The organism is Photobacterium satsumensis, from assembly GCF_050336935.1.
Lineage (GTDB): Bacteria > Pseudomonadota > Gammaproteobacteria > Enterobacterales > Vibrionaceae > Photobacterium > Photobacterium satsumensis.
Window position 1 is genome coordinate 1749423 of the sequence record NZ_JAKJSK010000006.1, and the last position, 25117, is coordinate 1774539.

Sequence of the window (25117 nt, forward strand, 5' to 3'; positions counted from 1 at the left end):
ATCAAACCTATACCGACCACAACCGAATATTGAGCCCAATCAAACAGGAGCACACTTGTTATAAGGGCTAAGCTTAGAATCACTTTTCGCATCATCTTAATCCATTGCTTTCATGAATAAATACACTTACGAGTACTTAATCGCTATGTGAATTAAGATAATACATTGATGTAGTTGTTTTTTTCTTATATACAGATCATAAAATTATACATTCATGATATGTTAAACTATGAGTTAGGTTGACCGTCATTCAAGCTAATCTACCATTGCTTGGGTCAGATTAATTCAGGTAAGAAGTGATTAAATTATCACCGTCACCACACAAGTGGTAGCAAGAAAGAGAACGAAAATGGCCGAGCCAAAAAATAATAAGTTTGCAACGTTGAGCGACAAGGTAATGCACCAGATCCGCCATGATATTTTATCGGGTGAACTTGAAGCTGGACAAAAGCTTGTATTAAGCGAACTGAAGGGCAAGTACCAGGTTGGAGGCTCACCTCTACGCGAGGCCATGGTTCAGCTTAGTTGGCAAAAGTATGTTGTAATGAAACCTCAAAAAGGCTTTTGGGTTGCTGATGTTTCCTTGGATGAGTTGCGTGAAATCTTAAAAGTACGCCAAGCCATTAGTAATATGGCTTTGAAAAATGCAATTGAAAATGGCAACGAGGAATGGGAACTTACCATCCTAACCGCATACCACAAGTTGAGTCGTATTGATCTTGATGATCCCGATTTTGACTTAGACGACTGGGAAGTTCGCCACAAACAATTTCATTTGTCACTCGTTGCCAGCCAAGGCTCATCATTTGTCAGTGACTTACTTGAATATGTATATGATCAACAAGAACGTTACCGTCATTTCTTTTTAAATCATGAATTTGCTCCAGAAAAGCAATACCATGATAACGGTGAGCATGAAGCTATCATGAAAGCCGTCTTAGCCCGTGATAGTGAGCTTGCTTGCAAATTAGTTAATCAGCACACTGAGCGCCTCTATAAGATTATTGAAACTCTGCTAGAAAAAGAGTAACTACTTCAATTCTTATGTTACTGAATCTATACGTAGGTTCAGTAACAACGAACTCCAAAAATATCCAAGCTAACGTCATTATGCTAACTGCGCTTTCTATCAAAAACTATCGCTCAATCCTTGATCTCAAGGTGCCATTGGGACCGCTTAATGTCATTACTGGTGAGAATGGTACAGGGAAATCCAACCTCTACAAAGCATTACGCTTACTGGCCGAAACAGCCCAAGGTGGTGTAGTCCCTGCGATAGCCAAAGAAGGTGGGTTAGAATCAACATTCTGGGCGGGACCTGAAACGCTCTCGCGCGCAATGAGGCAAGGTGATCAGGCTGTCGAATATAGCGTCAGGCAAAAGACCAAGCGGATGAAACTGGGATTTTCAACCGAACAGTTCAGTTATGCCATTTCGCTTGGCCTGCCGATCCCTTCTGCTATAACGATGTTCGGCCAAGATCCTGAAATTAAGCGCGAATGCATCTGGAACGGGTCGGTTTACCGTCCCGCCAGCAGCCTCATCGATCGGAATGGCGCAATGATTAAGGCTCGTGATGGCCGGCAATGGCAAGTCATTTCGCAGCACATTGCCAGCTACCATAGTCTATTTGATCAAATGGCTGATCCCATTGCGACACCAGAGGCATTCCAGCTTCGCGAAACCATTCGCGGCTGGCGCTTCTATGATCACTTCCGGACTGACCGCGATGCCCCAGCCCGCCAAGCACAACTGGCGACTCGCACACCGGTTCTTCATCACGACGGTCGAGATTTGGCTGCAGCCCTGCAAACCATTATCGAAATCGGTGACAAAGACACGCTGTTCAAGGCCGTCGACTACGCCTTTCCCGGTGCGTCAATCCGTATTATCCACCATACCGATAGCCGTTTTTCACTCGAGTTCTCCCAGCCAGGGTTACTGCGACCGCTTACCGGCGCCGAGCTTTCTGACGGCACATTGCGATTTCTGCTCTGGGTCGCCGCCTTGCTGACCCCACGCCCACCAAGCTTGATGGTGCTCAATGAGCCGGAAACAAGCTTACACCCAGACTTGCTACCCGCATTGGCAAAGCTGATCCTGCATGCGACTAAACATAGCCAGCTATGGGTGGTTTCCCACTCCCCACGTTTGATTGCTGCGCTTGAACAGCATCCCGAATGCAACTCAATAAAACTAGAAAAAGAGCTAGGCCAAACCGTCGTCCCAGGACAAGACATCCTGAGCAAACCATCATGGCATTGGCCTGATGAATGATTACAGCATTCAGCAATATATGGCCAACCAAGAAAGTCTCGAGCACATGCCTTAAAAATGCTAATTAAGTAGCAAAATGAATACTCCACGCTGAGCTGAATGCCTGAAACCACCGCTCTCAGCCCTGTAAATATCGCCTACTCAGCAACTAACGCCTCGTAAAATGGGACGATTATCACGCTTGGATACGGGCGCTACAAAAGTCCAGTAAAGGGTTGTTTTCTCTTCTACCGCCATCTCCCGCCTCTCTTTATAGTGATCACATAGGATTTCAAACGATTGGAGATAAATGATGAGAGTGGTCGCTATCACTGCTTGCCCAACAGGGATTGCCCATACCTATATGGCCGCCGACAAATTGATTGATACCGCCAAGAAGCTCGGCATTACCATCAAGGTCGAAACGCAAGGCGCAATGGGGATCGAAAACCGCCTCAGCGAGCAAGATATAAAATCTGCCGATGTGGTGGTGCTCGCCGCCGATATCAACATCGAGCATAGCGATCGCTTCAAGAACCAACGTTGCCTCGAAGTCACTATCCAAGATGCCCTTCAGCGTCCTCGCCGGGTCTTCTCTCAATGTCAGCAGCTGTTAGCGCATTAATTACAAGGCAGTAGTATCCATGAAACACCAATTTGCTTTCCGTTGTGAATTACCCAATGGTATTCATGCCCGTCCGGCCACTCATCTGGAAAAGATCTGCGGTCAATTTAGCTGTACCATCACGCTGGTTAACCAGCGCAACAATAACCAGGGCGATGCCAAAAGTGTTCTGTCGCTGGTAGGCACTGATACCCTATTAGACGATGCTTGTACCCTGATCTTTGATGGTAAAGACAGTGAACAGGCCTGCCGTGCCCTTGAGGACTTTATTACCACTGAATTTAGCCATTGCGATGAAGCGCTAACTCCTGTGGCAAGTATTGATACATTCCCCTTACCCCAGTCACTGATGCGCCATCAACCGACATTGCTATACGGAACTCGTCTCGCTACCGGCCTTGGCCACGGTAAGTTAATCGTGTTTAGCCATACCAACCTTAACCAGTTTGCGACGGACATTCGCGAGCAAGAGGCCGAACGATTCCAGGTCGCCCACCAGCAGGTTGCCGACCAACTATCCGCCATGGCAGCCACTGCGAGCCACCACGAGAAAGACATTATCACGGCGCATCTGGCAATAGTGAACGACAGCAGCTTCATCGATAGCATCACGAACTTGCTCGGTACCCACTCCACCGCCAACGCTATTTTGGCCACTGTCGATAAACTCAGTACTCAGCTACAACAATCTGCTAGTGCTTATTTGCGTGAGCGGGTACTGGATATCAAAGATGTCGCAACCCAGCTGCTGATGAGCGCTTACCCAGAAGTTCAATGTCAGCGAGAATGTAAACTGACAGAGCCAACTATCGTACTGGCGAGTGATCTGACACCGAGCCAATTCATCGGTTTGGATAAAACCCACCTGCAGGGTCTGGTGCTAACACATGCCGGCAGTACATCGCACACCGTCATCTTGGCGCGGGCCTTTGGCATTCCAACACTGTCAGGCATTGAGGCCAGCCAGTGCAGTTCGGCACTCAATACCCAGGCTTATATCGATGGCCATCTCGGTGTCCTTGCCACAGAATGCAGCGAACCTGTCCAGCGCTACTTCCAACGCGCCCTGACTTTGCGTCAACAAGAACAACAGCAGCAAGCGGTTTTTGCCCACCAGCCCGCAGTCACAGCCGATGGCCACCGAGTGGAAATTGCCGCCAACATTGCCTGCTCAATAGAAGCACCAGCGGCATTTGCCAATGGCGCAGAAGGCATAGGCCTATTCAGAACCGAAATGCTGTTCATGGACCGCCATAGCGCGCCAGATGAAGACGAGCAATTTAACCACTATCGCGAAGCGCTCGAAGCTGCCGAGGGTAAGCCAGTGATCATCCGCACCATGGATATCGGTGGTGACAAACCCATTGATTACCTCAAGCTACCTGAAGAAGCTAACCCGTTCCTCGGTTACCGCGCCGTGCGTATCTATCCGCAATTCGAGCAACTGTTCCGCAGCCAGCTGCGTGCGATCCTACGTGCTTCGGTATACGGCAGCACCAAAATCATGATCCCGATGATCCAAAGCATTGAGGAGATCCGCTGGGTTAAGCAGCAGCTTGCTGCAGTCAAAGCCGAGCTCGATAGCAGTAACATTGCCTACTCCGAGCAGCTGCAACTGGGGATCATGGTGGAAATCCCAGCGGTGGCCTTTATCATCGACCAGTTCTGTCAGGAGGTGGATTTCTTCAGCATCGGCTCCAATGACATGACCCAGTACCTGCTGGCCGTCGACAGGGACAACGCACAGGTATCGCACCTCTACAACAGCCTTGCGCCTGCATTTCTTCGCATGCTCAAGCAAGTCGTGAGTACCGCGCATGAGCACGGCCGCTGGGTCGGTTTATGTGGTGAGCTCGGCGCAGATACTCAAGTACTGTCTTTGCTCGTTGGTGCCGGCCTTGATGAAATCAGTATGAGCTCCCCCAAAATCACGGCAACGAAAGCAGCATTGAATCACTTAACATTTGAGCACTGCCAGCAACTGTTCGAACAAGCGTGCCAATGCCCGACCATCGACGATGTCACAGCCCTGCTGGACAAAGCCTCTAGCCAAGAAACAGACAAGCCCCTACTGGGCATCGACTGTGTGTTTAAACACGCTGATTTTGCCAGCAAAGAAGAAGCCATTCAGGCACTGGTCGGCAACCTACACCTCCAAGGACGTACAGATAGTGTCTATGCACTGGAAGACGATATTTGGGCTCGCGAAGCGGTATTCTCAACCGGGCTCGGGCACGGATTTGCCATCCCGCACACTAAGTCAGAAAACATCCGCCATTCGAGCATCAGTATTGCCCAGCTGAAAACGCCTATTGATTGGCAGTCTGACTCGGGTGATGTGGACTTCATCATCATGCTGACACTCAATAAAGAGCAAGGTGATCAGCATATGCGGATCTTCTCAGGCCTTGCCCGTAAACTGATCCACCAAGATTTCAGAGACAGACTTAAAAGCTGTGCCAATGAAGCAGCGATGATCCAGCTTCTTGAGCAAGAGCTCGCTCTTTAACTCGTCCCTGAACTTGGCTCTCCCTAATAACAAGCACTAGACCCAAGCTTCCCCCCTGACTTATTCGGACAGTCAGGGGGGCTTTTTTGTTAACAATAGCCCCTACAAACTACAGGGATAAATCATTGGTAAATTTACATTATTTACAATTTAGGAAAATTATATTCCAATAAACGATATATAAAGTGATAAGTATTATCATTAGCATGACGATTCATATTTCTAACACATAATAATCGTCAATGAATAAGTCATCCTTTTTGAGAACCTTGCTCACGTCTTCCATCGTCCTTTCTTCTGCATGCGTTTCTTCCGCCTCGTTCGCCGATACCTTTCCAGTCACCGTCACGGATGTAGCAGGCCGAACCATTACCATCGAGCAACAACCTCAGCATGTTGCGCTATCGACTGGCCGCGTCTTCCCGCTATTGGAAATCATCTACCAGCAAGAGGCTGTAGACCATCTGGTTGCTTGGCGTGATGACATGCGCTTATCCGCACCGAGCATGTACGCCAGCTACATCAAGGATTACCCGGAACTGGCCGACGTGCTGAAAATAGGTAAAATTAAGTCCGGTGAATTTGATGCCGAACGTTTTATCAATATGGAAAACAAGCCAGACGTGTTCGTGGTCGATATCTCCAATATTGCCCTAGCACGAGAGAAAGGATTGCTCGAAAAACTCGACACAGCGGGTATCAAGGTCATTGCCATTGATTTTCGCGAAGATCCAATCAAAAACACCGTCCAATCTGTCACCAGCTTAGCCAAAGCACTAGGCCGTGAAGCTCAAGGTGAAGCATTTGCCGACTATTACCAGCAACACGTTACAGCGCTAGCGCAAGCAGTTGAAAAGCTACCGGAAAGCGAAGCCAACAAAAAAGTGTTTATCGAACGCGCTGCCGGCTATGACGGTTCATGCTGCCAGACATTTGCCACCGGTAACATGGGCGCCTACGTGCCGTTCCTGAAAGCCACCAATATCGCTGACAAGCCATTGAAAGGGGCCATAACCGGTAAGATGTCACCGGAGAGCGTCATCGCCGCACGGCCTGATGTCTATATTATGCAAACCACTGGCTGGATTGATAAACAAGGCAACCCAACTGCAGGGATCCCGCTTGGCTACGCGACGGCCCCTAACGCCTCTATCAACGACGCCGCCATCGCTAAAGCAACCCAGTCACTGATGGATCGCACTTGGCTGAAAGCGGTCAACGGTTACCAGAGCAAGGATGTGTATTCCATCTACATGCCATTCTACAACTCACCCTATAACTTGGTCGCAATGGAATACTTCGCCAAGTGGATCCATCCTGAACAGTTTGCCGACCTCGATCCGGAAAAAACCTTCGAAGAAATGAACCAGCGCTTTGCCAACCGCCAAGCCAGCGGCGTCTTTGGCCAAAACAACTTCGACGCGATGGCTCAGGAAGCACCCAAGAAGATGACCGAGAGAGTGGCTCAGTGAGTGATCTAGCCCTATCCCCCACTCCAGTGATGGAACAAACTGGCGGCCCGATTGAGGCTGCCTTGCAGCAGCACCGGGCTCGCAATCGAAAAAAGAAGCTCGCACTGGCCTTTTTCTTTGTATTGAGTTTGGCATGTGTCGTTGCTGATATTCTGATTGGTTCGCAAGGCTTGACCTTGGCGCAGGTACTGGGTGGGATCTTCCACCCCGCATCCAGTGATATTGCCAGCCGGGTAATTATCTGGGACATCCGGATGCCGATGTCACTGATGGCCCCGCTTGTTGGCGGTGCGCTGGCACTGTCAGGCGCGCAGATGCAAACAACCCTGAATAACCCACTGGCCGACCCATACACTTTCGGTGTCTCAGCGGCCGCAGGGTTTGGGGCTTCGCTGGTGATCACCAATATCATCGCGATCCCGTTTATCCCGGTGGAATATCAGGTTGCCGTGATGGCCTTTGTGATGTGCCTGCTCACCACCTTCATGATTGCCGGAGTATCGTCGGTAAAACGGATCTCTATCGAAGGTGTGATGCTATTTGGTGTTGCCATCATGTTTGCCTACGACAGCATGCTGACCATGATGCAGTACATTGCCACCGAGACCCAACTGCAAACCTTGGTCTTTTGGCAAATGGGCTCGCTCGACCGCGGTAGCTGGGAAAAAATCGCGATTTTAGCCATCATATTACCCGTAGTGCTGGGCATCATGATGAAAGATGCGTGGCAGCTATCCTCACTCAAGATTGGCCAAGAGCGCGCTGAATCAATGGGGATCAATGTAAGCCGGCTGCGGATCAAAACCTTGCTGCTAGTCTCCCTGATCACTTCCCTTTCAGTCTCGTTTGTCGGTGCTGTGGGCTTTGTCGGGTTAGTTGCGCCACATATTGCCCGGATGGTACTGGGCGAAGATCAACGCTTCTTCTTACCGGCCTCATTCTTACTGGGTTCGGTACTGCTCGGCCTTGCCTCTATAGCCAGCAAGACCATCATGCCAGGGATTATCCTGCCACTAACCGTAGTGATGTCTATGGTCGGTATCCCATTCTTTCTTTTCTTGATCATCAAAAAAGGCGGTAGGTTCTGATGGCATTGAAAATCAAAAACCTGTCTGTCTCATACGGTTCGCATAAGGTACTGGATGACTTGACGTTCCCGGCGATTCATCCGGGAGAAATGGTGTCTCTGATCGGTAAGAACGGTGCCGGAAAATCCACCGTTCTCAAACAGATGACCAAGCTCATCAAACGGGAGCCCGACCTGTTTTCTTGGCAGGGTACCCCCCTAGCCTTGGATGATATTGGTTACCTACCACAGGATCACCGGATCAATGCCTGTATTACCGTGGTCGAGTTACTGATCACAACCATGCATGTCGGTGTCAGCTCGCTGTTTACCCGAACGAACAGTGCCGAACAGGCACTGGCTTTGCTCGATAGTATTGGCATTTTGCACCTAGCCAACAAAGTGTGTACCGAGCTGTCCGGCGGTGAAAGCCAAATGGTTGGTCTGGCACAAGCCGTGATCAATACACCCAAGGTTCTTATACTCGATGAACCTACCGCGGCTTTGGATATGAACAACCAGCTCAAGCTACTGGAATATGTGAAAGGTTATACCCGCCAGCATGCCGCTTGCGTGCTCATGGTGGTGCACGATCTAAATTTGGCGATCCAGTACTCCGATAAAGTGGCCGCGCTGCATCAGGGCAAGCTGTTTACCTATGGCGATCCACAGCACATCATCGACCAGCAATTGATCCACGATGTGTTTGATGTCAACTCAGCGATTATCCAACTCAATGAGACGCCGGTCGTTGTTGTACAGCCCTAGCCTTCAATAACCATCCCCCGGTTAATGGCACTGCCGTTTGCGCGGTATCTAAACCGGGGGTTTTTACTCATCACTTGTTGGCTTATCGAGAACTGGCATCAATGAAATGTTGAGGTTATTCATTGAGACTCAATTAGCAATTCCCTCAGAGCGTAAATTGTTTCAATACACCAATCTCGAAGAGATACCCAGTGAGATTTCGTCCTATTAAGAACTATTCTCTTCATCATGATTTCGTGGCTATCCGCCGTTTTGTCAGCAAGCCATTCAGTATTGGTTTGCTGAATCTGCACAAGATTCGCCTCTACTTTATCTTTAAGATTCTCTAAAGACTGAATGACATGAGGTAGATCATCAGGTTGAGCAGCCAAAATCTTAGCTGAGATTTCATCGCGGTATGGATGTAAAGTAGTTTGATCACTTTGTAGCCAGTTACAGAGCTCCTCTAGGCCTTTAGCCGTGATCTTATAGACTTTTCTATCCGGCTTCCTATATCGAAAGTGGATGGTATAGCTTACGGCATCACGAGCTTCGAGTTTTATTAACTCTCTGTAAACTTGTTGGTGTCCAGCAACCCAATATACTCCCCGCGTCTGAACAAAGTGTTTAGTGATATCGTATCCGGTCAATTCCTGATTTTTCAACTGCGTCAATATTATATGAGGTAATGTCATGACCTAACCTCTCAATTCCTTCAGATATACTTTACTTACTCGTTGATTTTTTTAGTTCACTGAGTTTACCAAGGCTTCCCGTATCATCGAGTTTGTCAATGTATAAAACACCATTTAGATGATCGGTTTCATGTTGAATGATCTGTGCCTTATAGCCTTCTTCAACGCTCTCGACTTTGGTGCCATCAAGCGTGAAATAGCTAAAATGTATTTTTTTATATCTAGGCACCTTTCTGCTGTAAAAGTGAGGGACTGAAAAGCACCCTTCTGGCATCATGGCTATTTCATCACTAGCAGGTTCATAGGAGGCGTTGACAGCCACTTCCCATTCATCAGGAAAAATCACAGCCCCATCTTTCCTTTCAGGAACCCGGTAAACAAATACCGATTTACCTATACCAATTTGTGGTGCTGCGAGGCCGACAGCATTCTTCCCAGAATTCGCTGACTCAATTAGTTTATTAGCAATCAACCTGGCTTCGTTGCTAACAGGGTCAACATGTTCTGCATTTTTTCTAAGGGCATCACCGACAAAAACATTATTCTTGATAGAAAATCCTACTTCTTTATCTTCGCTTAAAGCACAGCCGATTAGTAATCCTGAAAATAAAACTATAAGGATAGATAATAACTTAAGATTCATTTATACGCACTCCCAATGGATACCTTCCCTCTATTGCATATCGCCATGTACTAGTGAATGTATTTTCTTTTATAATCAGAACACTTAAACAAGAACAGAGTGATAGGAATATAAGCAAATAAAAGTATAGCCAGTATAATATTTTCAGTTTCTAAAAAATAAATAGCAGCAAGGAAAAATGAAAATATAAAAGATAATACAAATAGATTATAAGCTAATTTATACTTACCTGAACAAACAGCAAACAAACGAATCATAACATTCCTCTATAATGACAACATAGTCTTTTGCCTAATCATGACAAAACCAAAGAAATTTAAAAGATAATTTCAATTAATTAAAGTTAATTTTTAAGAACTCAATATTTTAATCATCATAGGTATCCATTTAATCATCAGAAATTTTACGTAATGTAAATAACACTTCCCGCTATACAACCTTTATACAAAGCATTGCTTATACCAGAAGCTTCAAAGAAGAGACCTTCATCATTAACATCTTCAAAAAGCAATAAACTATTCGTATTACTACATATTGGTATAACTTGGGTTATGAGTATTTCAGTTAAACGCAAATCAAATTTGAATTTAACCACCGATATGTCAAATTTATTCATTACATCTAGTTGATGGAACGATGTAAAGTCGAAGCACATAACCCCTAGCTTAATAGGACATGATGTAGGATAGTAAAAATCATATGAGTAGATTAGGTTTACATTCTTTGAAAGATCATTATCATGAAAAATAAAAACAAGGCTAGAACCTTTACTTTTCAGAACGTTGTTAAGCACATGTACAAAAATCAACACTCTAGGCTCTTGTATATAATCGAATTCAAACGTTACATAAAAACTAATTTCAGAAAAACATTTTTTATCAATATTTGATTCAACAAAATACGTCAATCGATCAAGCATATATATTGCTTTATTCAATTTTGTTTCATGATCAAACACATTGGGCATTACCGTTGAATCATTAATTGTCTTCAGGCAGACTTCATATCCAGAAATCTTACGTGAGCCATTTATAATCGGCTCAAGAGCTACTATATATTTAGAGTACATATTAATGTCTAACATATCTTCCCCTCAACTCTTAACATCCAGCTGTCATTTACTTAGAGTGTGCCATGCTAAAGAAGTAAGTTAAGTTAAAATCACTAATTAGTCATTAATAGTCATTAATAGTCATTAACAAACCATAAAAAACATACATTAAATAAACTATGATATAGTTTTGGAAACTTAAAATTAAAGTGTTGTTATAAAAGGTAGTAATTAAATTACGGAAGATTAATCACTACCCTTATCAAACATCTCATTCAATCATAAGCATTACAAACTATCACTTATGTTTAAAAAATCATAAACGCTATTGGGTTAGCTGCCCACTGTACCTAATTTTAGATTTTCTTACTAATTTATTATCAATAATCAGCGTAGGGATTGCCGCCTCTAATAAATAGGAATCATCAACAGGAGATATCTTTAACGTCTTTACTGTAAAACGTGAAGATATACTTTTATTACTACGACTTGAAGCTATAGAAAATGTTATATAGTTTGAAAAAAACTTGAGATAATAGCCGTTATAATCAATGTACATCAATCTATCATCATCCTTTGTAATACTGTAACTTCCCATAAATTCACCTCTGATAAATTTAAAGCTAAACTCTTCAGTTAATGATTTATCTCTGCTTAGGTTCTGTTTAATGTTATGTTTAAATATGTAACTGGAGTTATCAAAAAGTGTACTTAATATTCCAAACATAACAAATGATATTAGTGACAATAAGACGCCGCTATAGACAAGCTTTAAATTATGTAATAAATGCATATGGTCTGAGCTCTAAAAACTATATATTAAAAAAGAAAAATGCGAAGATAATAGAGGAAATCACCCATGACATGGAAACAATAAGATAATCGCTATTAATATTTAGCCCGTTTAGCTTAAAATTAATGTAACTCAAGTGAGCTTGATCGTCATTAATTAAATCTTCAACTAATTCAGTTGAGCAAGCTTGTTTCTCATTATCTACCTCTTGATTTTGATTAACTTGTTCCTCTTTATCTGCCTCTTGGCTTTGGTTAAATAGCGGCACAACTTCCAGCTTCTCATCATCTGTTAAGTTGATTTGATACCCACACCGCGGCACAGTAAGAATGGCATCCTTCAAACCAACACTTGTGAGCCTTTCTCTTATTTTGTTAATAGCTACACTTAATGATGTATTCGTAACAACCCGACCACCCCAGCAGTTATCGAGCAGGTAGCGCCTGGAAACAGGCTTGCCACCGGCCATGACTAGTTCTTTTATGATAGAAACTTCTGAGGTTGAAAAAACAGCCTCATTACCACTCCTGCTATTTGTTATAGATCTCCTTTCTTCAATTAAATACACCTCATCATTTAAAAATAGTCTTTTACCTGAAGAATCATTTAAATCACACATCACACGTAGCGCCTTTGAATATATAAACTACTAAATAATTAATTGCTATTTTTATGATTATTAATAAAGCGCCTAGCCTAAACACATTCGAATGTACATCAAAAGATACAGTGCCGGAAGGATATCTTTCCAAGATATTAATTAATTAATATTAATTAATATTAACCGAGCAAACATTCAGCAACTCGCCCCAAGAAGCAGCAATTTGAATAAAGAAACAACTAAAAATCAACACCTTAACCACAACTAAACATTAATGGCATCAATGTTAATTAGTGGGCGATTAATGTCATTTAACTGTTCTGCATTCCTCTCAGCGATTATATTAGGCAGTACATAAGCCATGTAACAAAGTTGAAATATATTGTCAGGTAAGCACATGAACAAGTTTGCTATCAATGCATTAAATACTGTACTGCACGTTGACTATAACTTTACTACTCATGAGTTAAACCTTATCGAATATGATGGTTTCCTATACTGGTCTGGGACTATTGGCAGCCAATTTAAAACACGATGTACCTTTTTGAGCATTAAAGAGAAACACTTGTATTTATTTTTAAATGACCTTAAATACAAACTAAAGGAAAATAAGCTTGATAAACACCTCGATAAAATGACATCAGAACAGATTAAATACCAAAGCGGAAAGGCAATAGTATATTAATTATGGCTTTGCCTAATAACCTCTAACTTCATGTTAATTTTTAAATACATACTATTATAAAAAATCCTCCTAAGCGTTAACTTAGAAGGAATCGAGTTATTCACTTATAGCATAACGAATCAGAATGAAAATCTAACACCAAACTGGTAATAAAGCTCATCAAAATCTAGACTCTGATTAACCTTTGAGTTATCAAAAAAAGTCTTTACTAGATCCATCGATTGGTATCCAATATTGGCCTCAATGCTAACTCCATCATAAACTTCAAAGGCTGAGTCAAGTCGATAATCTACAATGACTTCATCATAGTTCATCACACGTACAGCCGGTCCGATTGTTAGTTTATCTAACACACCCCACTTCACTCCTAACTCAGCAGCAAGAGCACTATTATTAGTCGTTATACCCAAATTAGTCGAACCTAATTCACCAAAAGCACCATCAGGTATAATATCGTCTGTCAAATCATACGTTAAGCGATAATCTACGCCGCCAAGCATCGCATAGATTGAAAGTTCAGGATAGATATTGTAGTAATAACCAAGACCAATCATTGACTCTGATAAGTCAAAGCTATTTTTAGATACCATTTCATGTCTTATCTCAGCAAAAAAGTTATCATAAAAATTCCACGACCCGCCTAAATAATACCCAGAGAAAGAATCTTCTGGTAAAAAGTTATCATTATTACTGACCGATGAATATTGAAAACCTCCTGAAATATAATCATATCCATCCCCTGCAAGAACGTTACCTGATACTGCCGTTACGAAAATATAAGGTAAAATAAGCTTTAATTTTTCCATCATTCTTTTTCCTTTTTAAATAATAAAATAATCTACTTTCAATAAGTCACTTCATATCTATATATCTATATATCTATATATCTATGAAAATAGAGAATCCAATATGACCCTTATAACAAGGATTAATCAAGTAAACTCAAATTAAAAAGAATCATTATTCACCCAGTACGAATTAATCCCATGTAAAAAACTCAAGCACCCGACATATTAAAATTAACAATCAGATACAACTAATCAAGTGGCCAAGTAAACGGTTAATATAAATTAATTAATATTTTTAATCTCACTTTAACTACCTTTATTCCAAACCCGACAAATATAATGGTCATGTCCATTTACACAGCGACATTTTTTTGTATCTTCTAAAAAGGTTAAGAATAAGTATGTTCAACAATAAAAATAGTAAAAGCACACATAGCCCAAAAGCAGGAATCGCTACTTCACTAATTTTAGCTGCATTGGTTACCAGCGGAACAGCAATTGCCGCCGAGGGTGATAAAGTAAATAAAGTCATCAATTTGTCAGCAACAATCCCTTCCGCTACATTTAGCGTCAACCCTGTATTTGGAACATGGCCTAGCGAGGTCGAGCTGCAATATGATGAAGCTACAAAGAAATTCGTCCCATATATTATACGTCTAGAAGCGAAGAGTTCGGTTGGCGTTTCTGCACAGCTAGTACAAGCAGCCCAACTGAGTAAAAGTGGCACCGATATACCGTTGACAGTCAAGCTGAACAGCACGTCACTAAGTAATGCACTACAAGGCGTCATTGCAAACACCACAGAAGGTACACCTCAGTCACATTTTCTCGACCTATCAATAGCACAGACATCAGCGGCAACTGAATACGATGTTGCCGGTTTATACTCTGGCGTTGTTAATGTGGTTTTTGAAGATAATTTCTAATTTTCATATAGCTTTCATTATTTATGATATGGAGTGCAAAAGCACTCTATATCTTATGAACTGGATAAACCATGATTTACCAAATCTACGTCTCTCGACTATTAATACTATTTATTGTTTTTTTTAGCGTATCGGCCCCAGCAAGTGTAATGCAAGTAACGGTAGCGAACAAAGTAACGACACTAGATTCAAATAGCAAAGATTCGTCATCGCTCATTCAGGTATCCAATCCCGATAAGGAGAATCCAAGGTTCGTAAAGGTTGGCGTTTATTATATTTCCCCTGAAACTATAGGGACTGGAAACGAAAAGCTTATAGAGATAACGGGAACATTAAAGAAAGACGACCTAATTGTCCTTCCAGATAAAATCGCCATTCCTCCTGGTGGTCGGACAAACGTAAGAGCAATTTATACCGGTAAGGCGATTAATAGCGATAGGAATTATAAAATCCGATTTTACCCAGTAACAGAAATCGAATATTCCGGGGTTGAAAAAAACGATGAAAAAAAGGCTTCAGTGTTTTTTTCTATATCTTCAACCACGTTTGCCACGGTGGTCAAATCGAACCCAACTTACCACGTTAACATCAATGGGAGCAAGATAGCCAATAACGGTGACAGTATAACCCTACTGCAAAACTGCAAAATCTGCAGAGGTAATGATTGCAAGGTATTTACGGAATTTCGTTTACCACCTAAGCGCCAGCTTGATTTTAGTTCATTGATCAACGGGGAAAGCAAATTATCATGGCAATGTGATTTAGTCGAACCAAGTGTTGGTAAGCGAGTAGTCACTAGTCAGTAAGCTAATAAAGCCTATGACACAAATAATAAGAAAAGTAGTAATTGCCTGGGCGATACTGCATGGCTTTCAGGCTACTGCAGCACTGACTGAGACTGCAACCCAGCCGAATAGCTTTAGTTTTGTCACTCCAGCCGGTTTTGAAGACTTGCTTGGCCATGAAACGACACTGACCGAACTGATGTACTTAAATAAAACAATTGACGAGGGAGAAGTTGTTTTATCTGGGTATGGTACAAAGCTATACCGCTCTTCCGAACTGGAACTAGAGCTAAACAAGACATACCTGTGCGCATCAAGCGAACTTATCAACGATATCATTGATAACAAAGAACTCTGCGAGACAATGAGTTTCACGCTCCATGAAAAGTACGAAGACAAGGTACTGCTGGTATACCTGCAACCGGACGATAGATCTGTCCCGGCATTGAACCAGCATTTCGGTATTGAAGCCGATAACGGCACGGCCACGCAGGAACAGGAGCACATCGGCCGCAGTACGGTGGACACGGTGAGCGGAAGCATACGATACAACGCCAACTTCACAGAAGGTGACAATTCCAACGGCTCCTTGTCACTGTTCGGGCAAGTTTCTTATGCTGAATACCTCATTGAAGCCGAACCGATCTTCGACCGTTACAACGGAGACAATTCGCTCAACGTTGGTAAGTTACTGGGCTCAAGAACCTATGCCGGTATAAAACATGAGCTCGGATTCAAGTCCTCTGGTCAGAACGACCTGTATAACTCGAGCATCGGGGTCATCCCAAGCCGCAACATGGTAGGCGGCTGGTACTCGTCAACCAGCGAAACATTCAGGAACAAACAACAAGGCACGGGATCACCCCTACAAGTGTTCATGCCGTTTAGCGGCATGATCGAGGTATACCGCAGCAACCGCCTGCTCTACGTCACACGCGCAGAGGCCGGGATGGCACAAATCCCGGTCTCTGATTTTCCAATCGGCGTCTATGACGTGTCAATTGTACGCCGGTCCCTCAGTGGCGAGGAACTAGAGGCCATTACAGATACGGTCAGCAACTCGCTAACCGACAATGGTTTTACACTAGCACTGGGGATGATGGACTCGAAACACCATCAACTTGATGTACTCGATGGAGAATACGATGATCTGACAGCAGGTTTTGCCTACCAGTCCAAAGTCAATGACTTCACTACCGGTTCGTTCTCGATACTGAACATAGGTACAACCCAATATTTCCAGTCAACGATCAATTACCAGCCAGCTTTTCCTCTGGGTGTCGAACTATCAACCGAACTCGATATCCAGTCAAAAGACTGGGGGATAAACTTACAGGCAAACTACACCGGTACACTGCTGGACAAGATGGTAAACAGCAACTTCAGCTACCGCTTCAGCGATCTGCTCGGCACCGAGAGCCATTCGTATTTCTTGAACGTATCTCTGATGCCGAACTACCGCTATTCCAAGCTGTTCATGCTCAGTGCACATACGTCAAAGGTGAGTTCGCCGCAATACAGTAGTGACTACAGCGAGTTGAATATCGAGAACCAGAATGCCGTCAACTTTTTCGGTGTGCCTGCCAACTTGAGTACCTCACTGGGGACCTCATCGACAGATGACCTGCTAGCCACGCTGTCAATCAATTTTACCCTCGGTGCCCGACGGGACTACTCACTGAGCACCAACTTCACCTATACCGGACAGCGCGAGTCTTCCTATGGCGAAGTCATCATGTCAAGGCAGCTGCCGGAGGAAAGCAAGCTGAGCCAGTTGACCTTCTCTGCCGGAGGGGGCGAGGAGTTCGCACGGCTCGGCGCCGATGCTGATTTCAGGTTCGACAGTGCCAATGCCTATCTGGGCGGCTTTGTGTACCGGGATTCCCAGCATGGAAACTACAACAGCAATCAATATGGAAGGGTCAGTGGCAACATGTACTTTTCGGGAAATCACTATGCCTTCGACAGGAATATGGCCAGCTCCGGGGTTATCGTCAATATGGACACCCAGCCAGGAAGCAATATCGAGGTGCGCGCGGATGTCAGCGGGGGGAACTCCGTCAAACTCAGGGACAGCAACACTTTGGTGACCGTACCCAGTTTCACAGAAAGCAGTATGTACATCAATTCATCGAATGCCGTCATCGATGACTATAGTCACGAATTCGTACTTTACAAAGGCAACTTTGCATTTCTTTCCATCGACCCGAGGCAGACGTTTGAAGCCGCTGGTTACATCGACTTCAGTGACTTAGGCAGCGACAGCATCACACTGAAGAACCACGAGTCCAAGGTCACCGTCAGCAACCACGAGTCTACCGTCGATGTACTCGGTACCGTCAATGAGGAATATTTCCAGTTGACGGTATCACGCCAGTACCCGGTGATCGAGCTACTCGACGGCCAGGGCCGCGCAATCTGTACCGTCAACCTCGACGACAGCCTGATGTCCAGCAACAGCCAGGATTTCGTGTATTTGGGAAAAGTGGGGTGCCACAATGGGTAAAGCAAAAATGAATGCAATGATCCGAATTTTAGCCACCGCATGCTACCTAGCAACGTGGTCTGGGCTGGTACAGGGTGCTCAATACACTATACCTGTTGGCCTGCTCTACTACACCCCAGGAGCGACAAGCAACTATGTCTTTCCAAGGTCGGGAACAATAGCAGCCAATTGCGCAGAAAACTTTCCCTATAGCAAGGCATATAAAGTATCCGGTGTACACCCTGGCTCCAAGGCTCGCATGTTCGTATGGGAGATTGGACAGCCTGCGATTGTGACGCTGTATGAAAGAGAAGGAAAGGGCACGGCCCAGTTAAAAGTAACCCCGCTAGGAGCTAGAAGAAAGACTAACGGCTCGTCGTATGGCGGTGGCAGTATTACAGGCGATTACTGCGCATACAACAACAGCGGTTGGACAGGATACGGAGAAAAAAGCATCACCAGCGATAGTCCATTGAGACTGAAATTGTATGCCGGAGAAAAATCAACACTCTGGTACACATTAGCGTTTGAGCTGCTTGATCCTAACGCAGTCGTACCTGGGATTTATTCAGCGCGTGGCGGTTACCAGTTCAAAAGCAATGAACTTGAAATGACTGTAAACAACATGACCCCTGACTTAATGACCTCCCCCTACATTCCCAACCTGAGCTTGGTTGTCGGCCACGTGTTCAAGATTGATATGCCCTATACCTCGGTATCACTAATGCCATCTTATCAAGATGACAACATATTCACCGGAAAAGTCCGCTTCCGAGCACAGAGCAACGAACGCTATAGCATCACCATGACATGTAGCAGTCCGAGCTCTGCGACCTCTGGTGGAGACTGCAACTTCGCCAGCACCCAGATGGAACTGGCAACTCAGGCACGGTTTCCCGAGCAAGGAAGGACTTTTGACCTGCGACATAATATCCCTACCTATATAGATGGTGCAGATTTTACCGGCAGCTATTATGAATACCCAGGGTATATTGACTTCACTTTAACGGGAATAAGGCAACACGGTGAAATGGGCAAGACCTATTTTGATACTATCAACCTCACCTTCGAGGCCGATTTCTAAGGCTCCCCCACAGCAAAGAAAAAAGATCCCCCTGACTTACCCATAGGTTCATAGCGCGACGAGAATGGCTGCTGATTGCAAGAGTAGCAATGGAAGCAGTGTTCTCTAGCGCTTTTTGATAGAGGACCAACCTTCACAGCGGCATAAAACAGCTCACAAAAAAACAACAAAAAAACAGCATTTCATGGTAATTGAATAATTTAACCTCATAATAAGAGGAGATTTTTCGTTCAATCCGCTGACACCTAACAAAAGGTAGCAACTATGACGTGGCAAGTATCCGAACTGATCCCACTCCTGAGTGAACACGACGGCTGGGCTGTTGATCAGAATGACCAGACATTGGTTATACGCAATGAAGACAATATCGAAGCCTTTCTAGCCGTATCTGGTGAACAGATTCTGGTTGAAGTCCTATTGTTCCCTGCAGACCAAGTAACAGACATCGCCTCACTCAACAACGATATCTTACGTACCCATAAGATGTTCCCGCTATCGACTATCGGTATCAATGAAATTGGCGGCAACGACTACTACGTGGCGTTTGGCTCACTGTCATCCCAATCCAAGGCGGAAAGCATTGTAATTGAAGTCGCTACCCTGTTCCGCAATGTAGAAGCGTTTATCGAACTGTACCAAGACCACCTCAAGGAGGTTGCGTAATGAGTGTCTGGAAAAAACTGTTTACCGCGATTAAAGGCGGTGTAAACGAAACAGCTGAAGCTGCTGCTGATAGCCAAGCCCTGCGCATCCTTGATCAAGAGATTCGTGAAGCTAAACAAGAACTCCGACGCTCGGATGAAGCCTTAGTTAATATCGTCGCCAAGCGTAAAATGTCCCAACAGAAAGTGGATGGATTCGAGCAAGGCATCGGAGAATATGAAGGCCATGCCCGTGGCGCGATGGAAAAAGGCCAGCAAGATCTCGCGCTTGAATGCGCACAAAAAGTCGCGGAACTTCGCAATGAACAACAAGCCGAACAAACCTACCTTGACCAGTTTGTTGCTTCAGAGCAGAAGATGCGTACCAACATCAGCCAAGCCAAAGACAAACTACGCCAACTGGAACAGCAAGTGGATGTGGTAAAGGCTAACGAAGCGGTACAAAAGGCCCAATCGGCGGTATCGGCCACCAATGTCGGTGCCAATGCCAAAATGCATACCGCGGTTGAATCCCTTGAGCGAATCAAACAACGCCAAGCCGAAAAGTCAGCCCAACTGGAAGCCGCCGCTGAAATGGCCGATGAACAGTCAGGCAGCAGCCTGGACAAAAAACTGGCCGAAGCCGGGATCACTCCAGGAAAACAATCCTCAGCTGAAGATGAACTTAAGCGTATTTTGGGCCAGTAGTTGCCGTTTGATAGGGAGGTAATATGTCATTATGGCTCTTATTCCGCCGCTGGGCGGCTCAGAACTTCCATGCGCTAAGTGGCAGAAACCTCCTTCTAATGGTTATCGGCTATACCGCTATCAGCTATGTCCTACTGGCTGCTGTAGGTGAATCAGCCTTAATACAAAGTCCAACTGACTTCCTGTACTACTTGGTGGTCAGTGCTTCTACCGTTGGCTATGGCGACATGTCGCCAACCACAGTGGCAGGAAAATGGGTCATCATGCTATTTGTGATCCCCGGTGGACTGGGGTTATTTGCTATTGCGGTAGGCCGAGTGGCGAGCGTCTTTATTGATTACTGGAAACAGGGGCTGTTAGGCCGGAGGAAAGTATCGGTGGAAAACCACATTCTCGTGCTGGGGTGGAACGAGCAGCGTACCCTGCATCTGATCAAAATGCTGCAACATGAAGAAAAAGGCCACCGCGCAATTGTCCTGTGTGTCCGCCCTGAGATTGAAAATCCACTGCCTGGGGAAATAGAGTTTGTCCGTGCCCCAAGCTTCACCGATAGCCAAGCAATGGCAAAAGCCGGCGTCGACACCGCCAGCTGTATTGTGATTGATAACAGCGAAGATGACGTCACCTTATCTGCCGCCCTGTTCTGTTCCAATCAAAATCCGAATGCCCATATCTTGGCTTACTTCAATGACGAGTCACTAAGTGGTTTGCTCAAGCATCATTGCCCCAATGTCGAGTGCATTCCCTCGGTTGCGGTCGAAATGTTGGCAAAAGCTGCCATCGATCCAGGCTCGAGTGAATTGCATCACGAATTGCTGAGCACCCACAAGGGGATGACCCAGTATGCCGTGCAATACCCTGCAACGGCAGAACCAAACACCATTGCCCCGCTATTCAACGGCTTCAAACAGCAGCATGAGGCTATTCTTATTGCCATCGACACAGGCAAAGGGGTCGAACTCAATCCGCCACTGGATCGTGAAGTCCCTCCCGGTGCCAAACTGTTTTATATTGCTGACGAGCGCGTTGAGAAAATCCATTGGTCTCAGTGCACCTGATAACACCTAGCGCCACCTAACAGCATCTAAATACACGGGAGTATTTATGTTCGATTGGTTCAAGAAGAAACAACCACAAGCCACGCCCCCGAGCAGTCCTGAATGCCTTGGATTAAGGCTTGGCGGTGCCTTTGAACTTGATGATCTAAAACTGAGATTGATTGAGCCGGATCTGATTATCGAGGGAGCATCCCGTACCCAGCTGATCAAGGCGGTCGGTGAAGTCCAGCTCGATGAGCAAACCCGGCTACTACGCTTCTACACCGATGACGATGGGTTTATCCAGATTTTGACCCACGGTCCCTCCGAAGCCGATATCAGCGAGGTCAAACTCTATTACTTTTACGAGTCGCGTCCCATTGATACCCAGAGCCAGTGGCAGCACTTACTGGACAATGAGATCGTCAAGCCCAGCTGGGAGCTTGAAGGCTTTCAATTTACTAAAGTGTGGGACAACACCCGCCCCGTCGCCATGACAGAAAAAACCTGGTTAGAGAATGGTACCGTCACGGAAACAGACCAGTTTGTAATGATCTATGAGCGCGACACAGGCAATGGACAATTTGAGTTTCTGCTCGTTGCTGGCGAAGAGAAGATCTACCGTAATCAAGCAGAGCGTTGCCTCGCCATTAGCACAGGTTTTGATTTAACTCCGACCGACTTCAAGCTAATAGGCTAACATTCAATTGTTTAGATAAAGAATAGGATTAACATGGAAGTACTCACCAACTCACTCGCCGGCCTCGGCGCATTCTTGCTTTATTTTTCGCTGTCATTGGCCTTCCTGATGCTGTTCAAGTTCGTCTACGTCCGCTTTACGCCGCATGATGAGTGGAAACTGGTCAAAGAGGAGCAAAATATTGCGGCAGCCATTGGGCTATCAGGCTCCATCATCGGCTACTGCTTGGCTATTGCTGGTGCCGCTACTAACTCAGTTAACCTCATCGATTTTGCTATTTGGGGCGTGGTAGCCTTATTTGCCCAGCTAATCGCCTTTGCTATTTTGCGCTTTGGCTTCATGCCAAAAATTGTCGAGCGTATCGAAGCCGGAGAAGTTCCCGCGGGTATCGTCATGGCTGCAACATCCGTGTCAGTAGGCCTGCTCAACGCCGCCTGTATGACCTACTAAGGGGGATGCCATGAAACGCAGTAAACACGTCGTGCTCGCCAGTATGAAGAAAAACTGGCGTCCGGTGTCAATAGCCTCCATGTCGACCCCTGTGACCGCAGTTTTGGCCACCGCCGTACTCTCAGGTTGTAGCGACAACGCAGATGATGCCGTCATCTATCAATCGCTGAATGATTGTGTTGATGACAACCCCAACTACACCGAGGAATGCCAAGCCGCTTATCAGTTCGCGATACAGGAAGCTTCCCGTACAGCCCCCAAATACAACTCCCGCTACGATTGCGAAGCGGAGTTTGGTAGCAATGCCTGTATGCAGCCACAAGGCAACAATTGGTTCATGCCAGCCATGGCCGGTTTCATGTTTGCCAGAATGATGGACAGTAACCGTGGCTATTACTCACAGCCGATGTTCCGTTCTTATTATCCGGGCAGTATTTTTTATGACCGCTGGACCACAGCCGACGGCAACGACTACGGCCGCAGCAGCTACAAGAAAACCAAAGTGCGGGTCAGCAAAGATCACATGAAACCCAAGCCAACAGTCAGCCGCACCATATCACGTGGCGGGTTTGGTTCTACGGTATCGGCTAAGTCCGGCTGGAGCAGCAGTCGCTCCTCTAGCGGCAGTAAAGGCTGGGGAGGCTAAGCCCCAATTTGTTCTTTCATTACAACCTGCACATCCTTGTTGCAGGTTTTTTTTGCCTTCAGAAAAGTAACGCGATGCCGTTTACTGCGATGACTCATCGCCATCCGAAGAGTGTTCGCTTCCTTGTTGTTCACTGTCCTGTTGCTCAGTCACTTGATCAATGATGGCTTGTAATTGCCCTTCAACCGTATTCGGGAAGAAAGGATCATGATAAATCGGGTTATTCAAGAATGTTTCATCTGTCAGCGCTTCCAAGAAAGACACCAGTGCCTCTTTTTCTTCCTGACTCAAGTTCATCCTTATTGGACGGCCCCCGACTTGCCCATTGCTTGTTAAGTCAGAGCTTAAGATACGATGGCGCTGTATACCACTGTTGTAGAACTCAACCACATCCATCAGGGTTTCAAAGCGGCCGTCATGCATATACGGCGCACCAACGCCAATATTACGCAATGACGGTGACTTGAAGAAACCGTTTCCCGCGCCTTGATCGCTGCCGTTATCCCCATCCAAGCCATTCACATGGGCTTGATCCATCGAGTGAGCACTGGTTTGGTGGCAAGCAATACAACCCAACGAATCCCGTTCAGAGCCGGGGAAGCCAGAGAAGAGCCTTAACCCTAGCATTTCCTGTTCACTGAAGACCGCTGCAAAGTCTGGCTCATCCCACTCGCCAGCCACGAAGGCCTGATCATATTTGGACTCATAAGAAATCATGGTCCGAATAAACTGGGCTAACGCTCTTGAAATCCGCTCGCTGGTTATTGCCTCATCACCAAAGGCGGCAGTGAATAGATCAGCATAAAAGCTGGTTTCGGCCATTTTCACTTCAAGGTCAAATAGGTTCATTCCCATTTCGACTGAGTCCTGAATTGGCATTAACACTTGGTCTTCCAGCGTGTCTGCGCGTTCATCCCAGAAGAACTTCCCATTACGATAATATGCTGCGTTGCTCAAGCTCATAGAATGGCGGCCCGTTTTACCGCCATCAAAGCCATCACTGAACGTTTTCGGATCAGTAAAGCCATGCTCCTGAATATGGCAAGATGCACAAGCAACGGTGTTATTCGCCGACAGGCGTACATCGTAAAATATCACCCGCCCTAAATTCGCACCGGCATTGGTTACCTTATTGCCAAACGGGGTATTGTCTTGCGAATCAACATTGCCGAACGGCGAAGTAATTCGCGTGTAGTACTTCGGCTGCGCCTTTAAATAACCTTCATAGTCATGGCTTGCCGACAAGTCAGGCAACGGCAAACCATCAATATCCAGTTTCGCCTCGGGAGGTGGAGGCGGCGGCTCGCTACCTTGGCCATCATCCCCACTGGATGGCGGTGTTACTGGTGGTTCAGCCTCAGATTGATCATCAACAGGGGCGTCTTCCGAAGGTGGTGTGTCTGCAGGGTTTTGGACAATTTCAGTCTCATCGGCCCCAACCGAACTCACTCCTAGCGAGCCTGAGTCATCAGAATCTTCACGACATGCCGTGACCGTCGCAATCAATGCAACAGCCAATAAATAACGGGAGGTATTCATACAACACTCCAACCTAGCCAAATTAATTTTATTTTTATGGGCAGTCTGATTGTTATTTTTACTGCCTGTTGTTTGTTGAAATGGAATTCCCCATTCACAACACTTAATGAAAGCTTATTAGGCGAAAATGTTCTTGTTTCTGACTCGTGAGAAAAGCGTGTAATGGCAGTAAGTTAGAGACAAAC

The 25117-nt window shown here is 45.4% G+C and carries 24 protein-coding genes; 18 read left to right on the forward strand and 6 right to left on the reverse strand.

Annotated features, from left to right (window positions below; genetic code table 11):
• The first annotated feature begins 349 nt into the window (after nucleotides 1-349).
• The 7 genes from L4D79_RS08005 (at nucleotide 350) to L4D79_RS08035 (ending at nucleotide 8696) form a co-directional block, all read left to right on the forward strand.
• A complete protein-coding gene (locus L4D79_RS08005; protein WP_428649702.1) occupies nucleotides 350-1030 on the forward strand; it encodes a GntR family transcriptional regulator in 681 nt (226 codons plus the stop codon).
• A gap of 14 nt (nucleotides 1031-1044) precedes the next feature.
• Nucleotides 1045-2277, forward strand: coding sequence for an AAA family ATPase (locus L4D79_RS08010; protein WP_428649704.1), 1233 nt, complete (start codon nucleotides 1045-1047; stop codon nucleotides 2275-2277).
• A gap of 292 nt (nucleotides 2278-2569) precedes the next feature.
• Nucleotides 2570-2881 (forward strand): PTS fructose transporter subunit IIB, encoded by a 312-nt coding sequence (locus L4D79_RS08015; protein WP_317522793.1) that lies wholly within the window; start codon nucleotides 2570-2572, stop codon nucleotides 2879-2881.
• Between the two features lie 19 nt (nucleotides 2882-2900).
• Nucleotides 2901-5390 carry a phosphoenolpyruvate--protein phosphotransferase gene (gene ptsP, locus L4D79_RS08020; RefSeq protein WP_428649707.1) on the forward strand — a complete coding sequence of 830 codons (2490 nt, stop codon included), beginning with the start codon at nucleotides 2901-2903 and terminating at the stop codon, nucleotides 5388-5390.
• A gap of 242 nt (nucleotides 5391-5632) precedes the next feature.
• Nucleotides 5633-6862: an ABC transporter substrate-binding protein gene (locus tag L4D79_RS08025; protein ID WP_428649710.1), complete on the forward strand. Its 1230-nt coding sequence runs from the start codon at nucleotides 5633-5635 to the stop codon at nucleotides 6860-6862.
• The gene (locus L4D79_RS08030; RefSeq protein ID WP_428649713.1) at nucleotides 6859-7950 is read left to right on the forward strand and encodes a FecCD family ABC transporter permease; all 1092 of its coding nucleotides are present in this window, start codon (nucleotides 6859-6861) and stop codon (nucleotides 7948-7950) included. The genes L4D79_RS08025 and L4D79_RS08030 overlap by 4 nt, the downstream gene beginning before the upstream one ends.
• A complete protein-coding gene (locus tag L4D79_RS08035) occupies nucleotides 7950-8696 on the forward strand; it encodes an ABC transporter ATP-binding protein (protein WP_428649715.1) in 747 nt (248 codons plus the stop codon). The genes L4D79_RS08030 and L4D79_RS08035 overlap by 1 nt, the downstream gene beginning before the upstream one ends.
• Nucleotides 8697-8815: 119 nt before the next feature.
• Here L4D79_RS08035 and L4D79_RS08040 read toward each other — a convergent pair whose 3' ends face one another.
• The 4 genes from L4D79_RS08040 to L4D79_RS08055 all read right to left on the reverse strand — a co-directional run bounded on the left by L4D79_RS08040 (nucleotide 8816) and on the right by L4D79_RS08055 (nucleotide 12476).
• Nucleotides 8816-9370 carry a PadR family transcriptional regulator gene (locus L4D79_RS08040; protein ID WP_428649718.1) on the reverse strand — a complete coding sequence of 185 codons (555 nt, stop codon included), beginning with the start codon at nucleotides 9368-9370 and terminating at the stop codon, nucleotides 8816-8818.
• A gap of 31 nt (nucleotides 9371-9401) precedes the next feature.
• Nucleotides 9402-10013 carry a peptide deformylase gene (locus tag L4D79_RS08045; RefSeq protein ID WP_428649720.1) on the reverse strand — a complete coding sequence of 204 codons (612 nt, stop codon included), beginning with the start codon at nucleotides 10011-10013 and terminating at the stop codon, nucleotides 9402-9404.
• Between the two features lie 403 nt (nucleotides 10014-10416).
• The gene (locus L4D79_RS08050; protein WP_428649723.1) at nucleotides 10417-11097 is read right to left on the reverse strand and encodes a hypothetical protein; all 681 of its coding nucleotides are present in this window, start codon (nucleotides 11095-11097) and stop codon (nucleotides 10417-10419) included.
• 779 nt (nucleotides 11098-11876) lie between these two features.
• Nucleotides 11877-12476: a winged helix-turn-helix domain-containing protein gene (locus L4D79_RS08055; RefSeq protein WP_428651744.1), complete on the reverse strand. Its 600-nt coding sequence runs from the start codon at nucleotides 12474-12476 to the stop codon at nucleotides 11877-11879.
• Between the two features lie 379 nt (nucleotides 12477-12855).
• On the opposite strand from L4D79_RS08055, the gene L4D79_RS08060 reads away from it, so the two are divergent.
• Complete coding sequence (locus L4D79_RS08060) at nucleotides 12856-13143, forward strand: hypothetical protein (RefSeq protein ID WP_428649726.1); 288 nt, start codon at nucleotides 12856-12858, stop codon at nucleotides 13141-13143.
• A 119-nt stretch (nucleotides 13144-13262) separates the two neighbouring features.
• Here L4D79_RS08060 and L4D79_RS08065 read toward each other — a convergent pair whose 3' ends face one another.
• Nucleotides 13263-13952, reverse strand: coding sequence for a hypothetical protein (locus L4D79_RS08065; protein WP_428649728.1), 690 nt, complete (start codon nucleotides 13950-13952; stop codon nucleotides 13263-13265).
• Nucleotides 13953-14332: 380 nt separating this feature from the next.
• On the opposite strand from L4D79_RS08065, the gene L4D79_RS08070 reads away from it, so the two are divergent.
• The 10 genes from L4D79_RS08070 to L4D79_RS08115 all read left to right on the forward strand — a co-directional run bounded on the left by L4D79_RS08070 (nucleotide 14333) and on the right by L4D79_RS08115 (nucleotide 23393).
• Nucleotides 14333-14857, forward strand: a complete 525-nt coding sequence (locus L4D79_RS08070; protein WP_428649730.1) for a CS1 type fimbrial major subunit — start codon at nucleotides 14333-14335, stop codon at nucleotides 14855-14857.
• Between the two features lie 149 nt (nucleotides 14858-15006).
• Nucleotides 15007-15663 (forward strand): hypothetical protein, encoded by a 657-nt coding sequence (locus L4D79_RS08075; protein WP_428649733.1) that lies wholly within the window; start codon nucleotides 15007-15009, stop codon nucleotides 15661-15663.
• Nucleotides 15664-15676: 13 nt separating this feature from the next.
• The gene (locus tag L4D79_RS08080; protein WP_428649735.1) at nucleotides 15677-18148 is read left to right on the forward strand and encodes a TcfC E-set like domain-containing protein; all 2472 of its coding nucleotides are present in this window, start codon (nucleotides 15677-15679) and stop codon (nucleotides 18146-18148) included.
• A complete protein-coding gene (locus L4D79_RS08085) occupies nucleotides 18141-19211 on the forward strand; it encodes a hypothetical protein (RefSeq protein ID WP_428649737.1) in 1071 nt (356 codons plus the stop codon). The genes L4D79_RS08080 and L4D79_RS08085 overlap by 8 nt, the downstream gene beginning before the upstream one ends.
• A 264-nt stretch (nucleotides 19212-19475) precedes the next feature.
• A complete protein-coding gene (locus tag L4D79_RS08090; RefSeq protein ID WP_428649739.1) occupies nucleotides 19476-19874 on the forward strand; it encodes a DUF2170 family protein in 399 nt (132 codons plus the stop codon).
• Complete coding sequence (locus L4D79_RS08095; protein WP_428649742.1) at nucleotides 19874-20560, forward strand: PspA/IM30 family protein; 687 nt, start codon at nucleotides 19874-19876, stop codon at nucleotides 20558-20560. Before L4D79_RS08090 ends, L4D79_RS08095 begins: the two co-directional genes overlap by 1 nt.
• A 23-nt stretch (nucleotides 20561-20583) precedes the next feature.
• The gene (locus tag L4D79_RS08100) at nucleotides 20584-21618 is read left to right on the forward strand and encodes a potassium channel family protein (protein ID WP_428649745.1); all 1035 of its coding nucleotides are present in this window, start codon (nucleotides 20584-20586) and stop codon (nucleotides 21616-21618) included.
• A 46-nt stretch (nucleotides 21619-21664) separates the two neighbouring features.
• A complete protein-coding gene (locus L4D79_RS08105) occupies nucleotides 21665-22297 on the forward strand; it encodes a YjfK family protein (RefSeq protein WP_428649748.1) in 633 nt (210 codons plus the stop codon).
• Nucleotides 22298-22330: 33 nt separating this feature from the next.
• A complete protein-coding gene (locus L4D79_RS08110) occupies nucleotides 22331-22747 on the forward strand; it encodes a DUF350 domain-containing protein (protein WP_428649751.1) in 417 nt (138 codons plus the stop codon).
• A gap of 10 nt (nucleotides 22748-22757) precedes the next feature.
• Nucleotides 22758-23393, forward strand: a complete 636-nt coding sequence (locus tag L4D79_RS08115) for a DUF1190 family protein (RefSeq protein ID WP_428649754.1) — start codon at nucleotides 22758-22760, stop codon at nucleotides 23391-23393.
• Nucleotides 23394-23474: 81 nt separating this feature from the next.
• Here L4D79_RS08115 and L4D79_RS08120 read toward each other — a convergent pair whose 3' ends face one another.
• Nucleotides 23475-24932, reverse strand: a complete 1458-nt coding sequence (locus L4D79_RS08120; RefSeq protein WP_428649757.1) for a cytochrome-c peroxidase — start codon at nucleotides 24930-24932, stop codon at nucleotides 23475-23477.
• Between the last annotated feature and the right edge of the window lie 185 nt (nucleotides 24933-25117).

Coding starts and splice junctions, on each gene's coding strand:
- L4D79_RS08015 (WP_317522793.1), top strand. CDS start 2,570: ATGAGAGTGGTCGCTATCACTGCTTGCCCAACAGGGATTGCCCATACC.
- L4D79_RS08045 (WP_428649720.1), bottom strand. CDS start 10,013: ATGAATCTTAAGTTATTATCTATCCTTATAGTTTTATTTTCAGGATTA.
- L4D79_RS08075 (WP_428649733.1), top strand. CDS start 15,007: ATGCAAGTAACGGTAGCGAACAAAGTAACGACACTAGATTCAAATAGC.
- L4D79_RS08060 (WP_428649726.1), top strand. CDS start 12,856: ATGAACAAGTTTGCTATCAATGCATTAAATACTGTACTGCACGTTGAC.
- L4D79_RS08010 (WP_428649704.1), top strand. CDS start 1,045: ATGTTACTGAATCTATACGTAGGTTCAGTAACAACGAACTCCAAAAAT.
- L4D79_RS08100 (WP_428649745.1), top strand. CDS start 20,584: ATGTCATTATGGCTCTTATTCCGCCGCTGGGCGGCTCAGAACTTCCAT.
- ptsP (WP_428649707.1), top strand. CDS start 2,901: ATGAAACACCAATTTGCTTTCCGTTGTGAATTACCCAATGGTATTCAT.
- L4D79_RS08120 (WP_428649757.1), bottom strand. CDS start 24,932: ATGAATACCTCCCGTTATTTATTGGCTGTTGCATTGATTGCGACGGTC.
- L4D79_RS08050 (WP_428649723.1), bottom strand. CDS start 11,097: ATGTTAGACATTAATATGTACTCTAAATATATAGTAGCTCTTGAGCCG.
- L4D79_RS08110 (WP_428649751.1), top strand. CDS start 22,331: ATGGAAGTACTCACCAACTCACTCGCCGGCCTCGGCGCATTCTTGCTT.
- L4D79_RS08085 (WP_428649737.1), top strand. CDS start 18,141: ATGGGTAAAGCAAAAATGAATGCAATGATCCGAATTTTAGCCACCGCA.
- L4D79_RS08005 (WP_428649702.1), top strand. CDS start 350: ATGGCCGAGCCAAAAAATAATAAGTTTGCAACGTTGAGCGACAAGGTA.
- L4D79_RS08080 (WP_428649735.1), top strand. CDS start 15,677: ATGACACAAATAATAAGAAAAGTAGTAATTGCCTGGGCGATACTGCAT.
- L4D79_RS08035 (WP_428649715.1), top strand. CDS start 7,950: ATGGCATTGAAAATCAAAAACCTGTCTGTCTCATACGGTTCGCATAAG.
- L4D79_RS08115 (WP_428649754.1), top strand. CDS start 22,758: ATGAAACGCAGTAAACACGTCGTGCTCGCCAGTATGAAGAAAAACTGG.
- L4D79_RS08025 (WP_428649710.1), top strand. CDS start 5,633: ATGAATAAGTCATCCTTTTTGAGAACCTTGCTCACGTCTTCCATCGTC.
- L4D79_RS08090 (WP_428649739.1), top strand. CDS start 19,476: ATGACGTGGCAAGTATCCGAACTGATCCCACTCCTGAGTGAACACGAC.
- L4D79_RS08040 (WP_428649718.1), bottom strand. CDS start 9,370: ATGACATTACCTCATATAATATTGACGCAGTTGAAAAATCAGGAATTG.
- L4D79_RS08070 (WP_428649730.1), top strand. CDS start 14,333: ATGTTCAACAATAAAAATAGTAAAAGCACACATAGCCCAAAAGCAGGA.
- L4D79_RS08055 (WP_428651744.1), bottom strand. CDS start 12,476: ATGTGTGATTTAAATGATTCTTCAGGTAAAAGACTATTTTTAAATGAT.
- L4D79_RS08105 (WP_428649748.1), top strand. CDS start 21,665: ATGTTCGATTGGTTCAAGAAGAAACAACCACAAGCCACGCCCCCGAGC.
- L4D79_RS08095 (WP_428649742.1), top strand. CDS start 19,874: ATGAGTGTCTGGAAAAAACTGTTTACCGCGATTAAAGGCGGTGTAAAC.
- L4D79_RS08065 (WP_428649728.1), bottom strand. CDS start 13,952: ATGATGGAAAAATTAAAGCTTATTTTACCTTATATTTTCGTAACGGCA.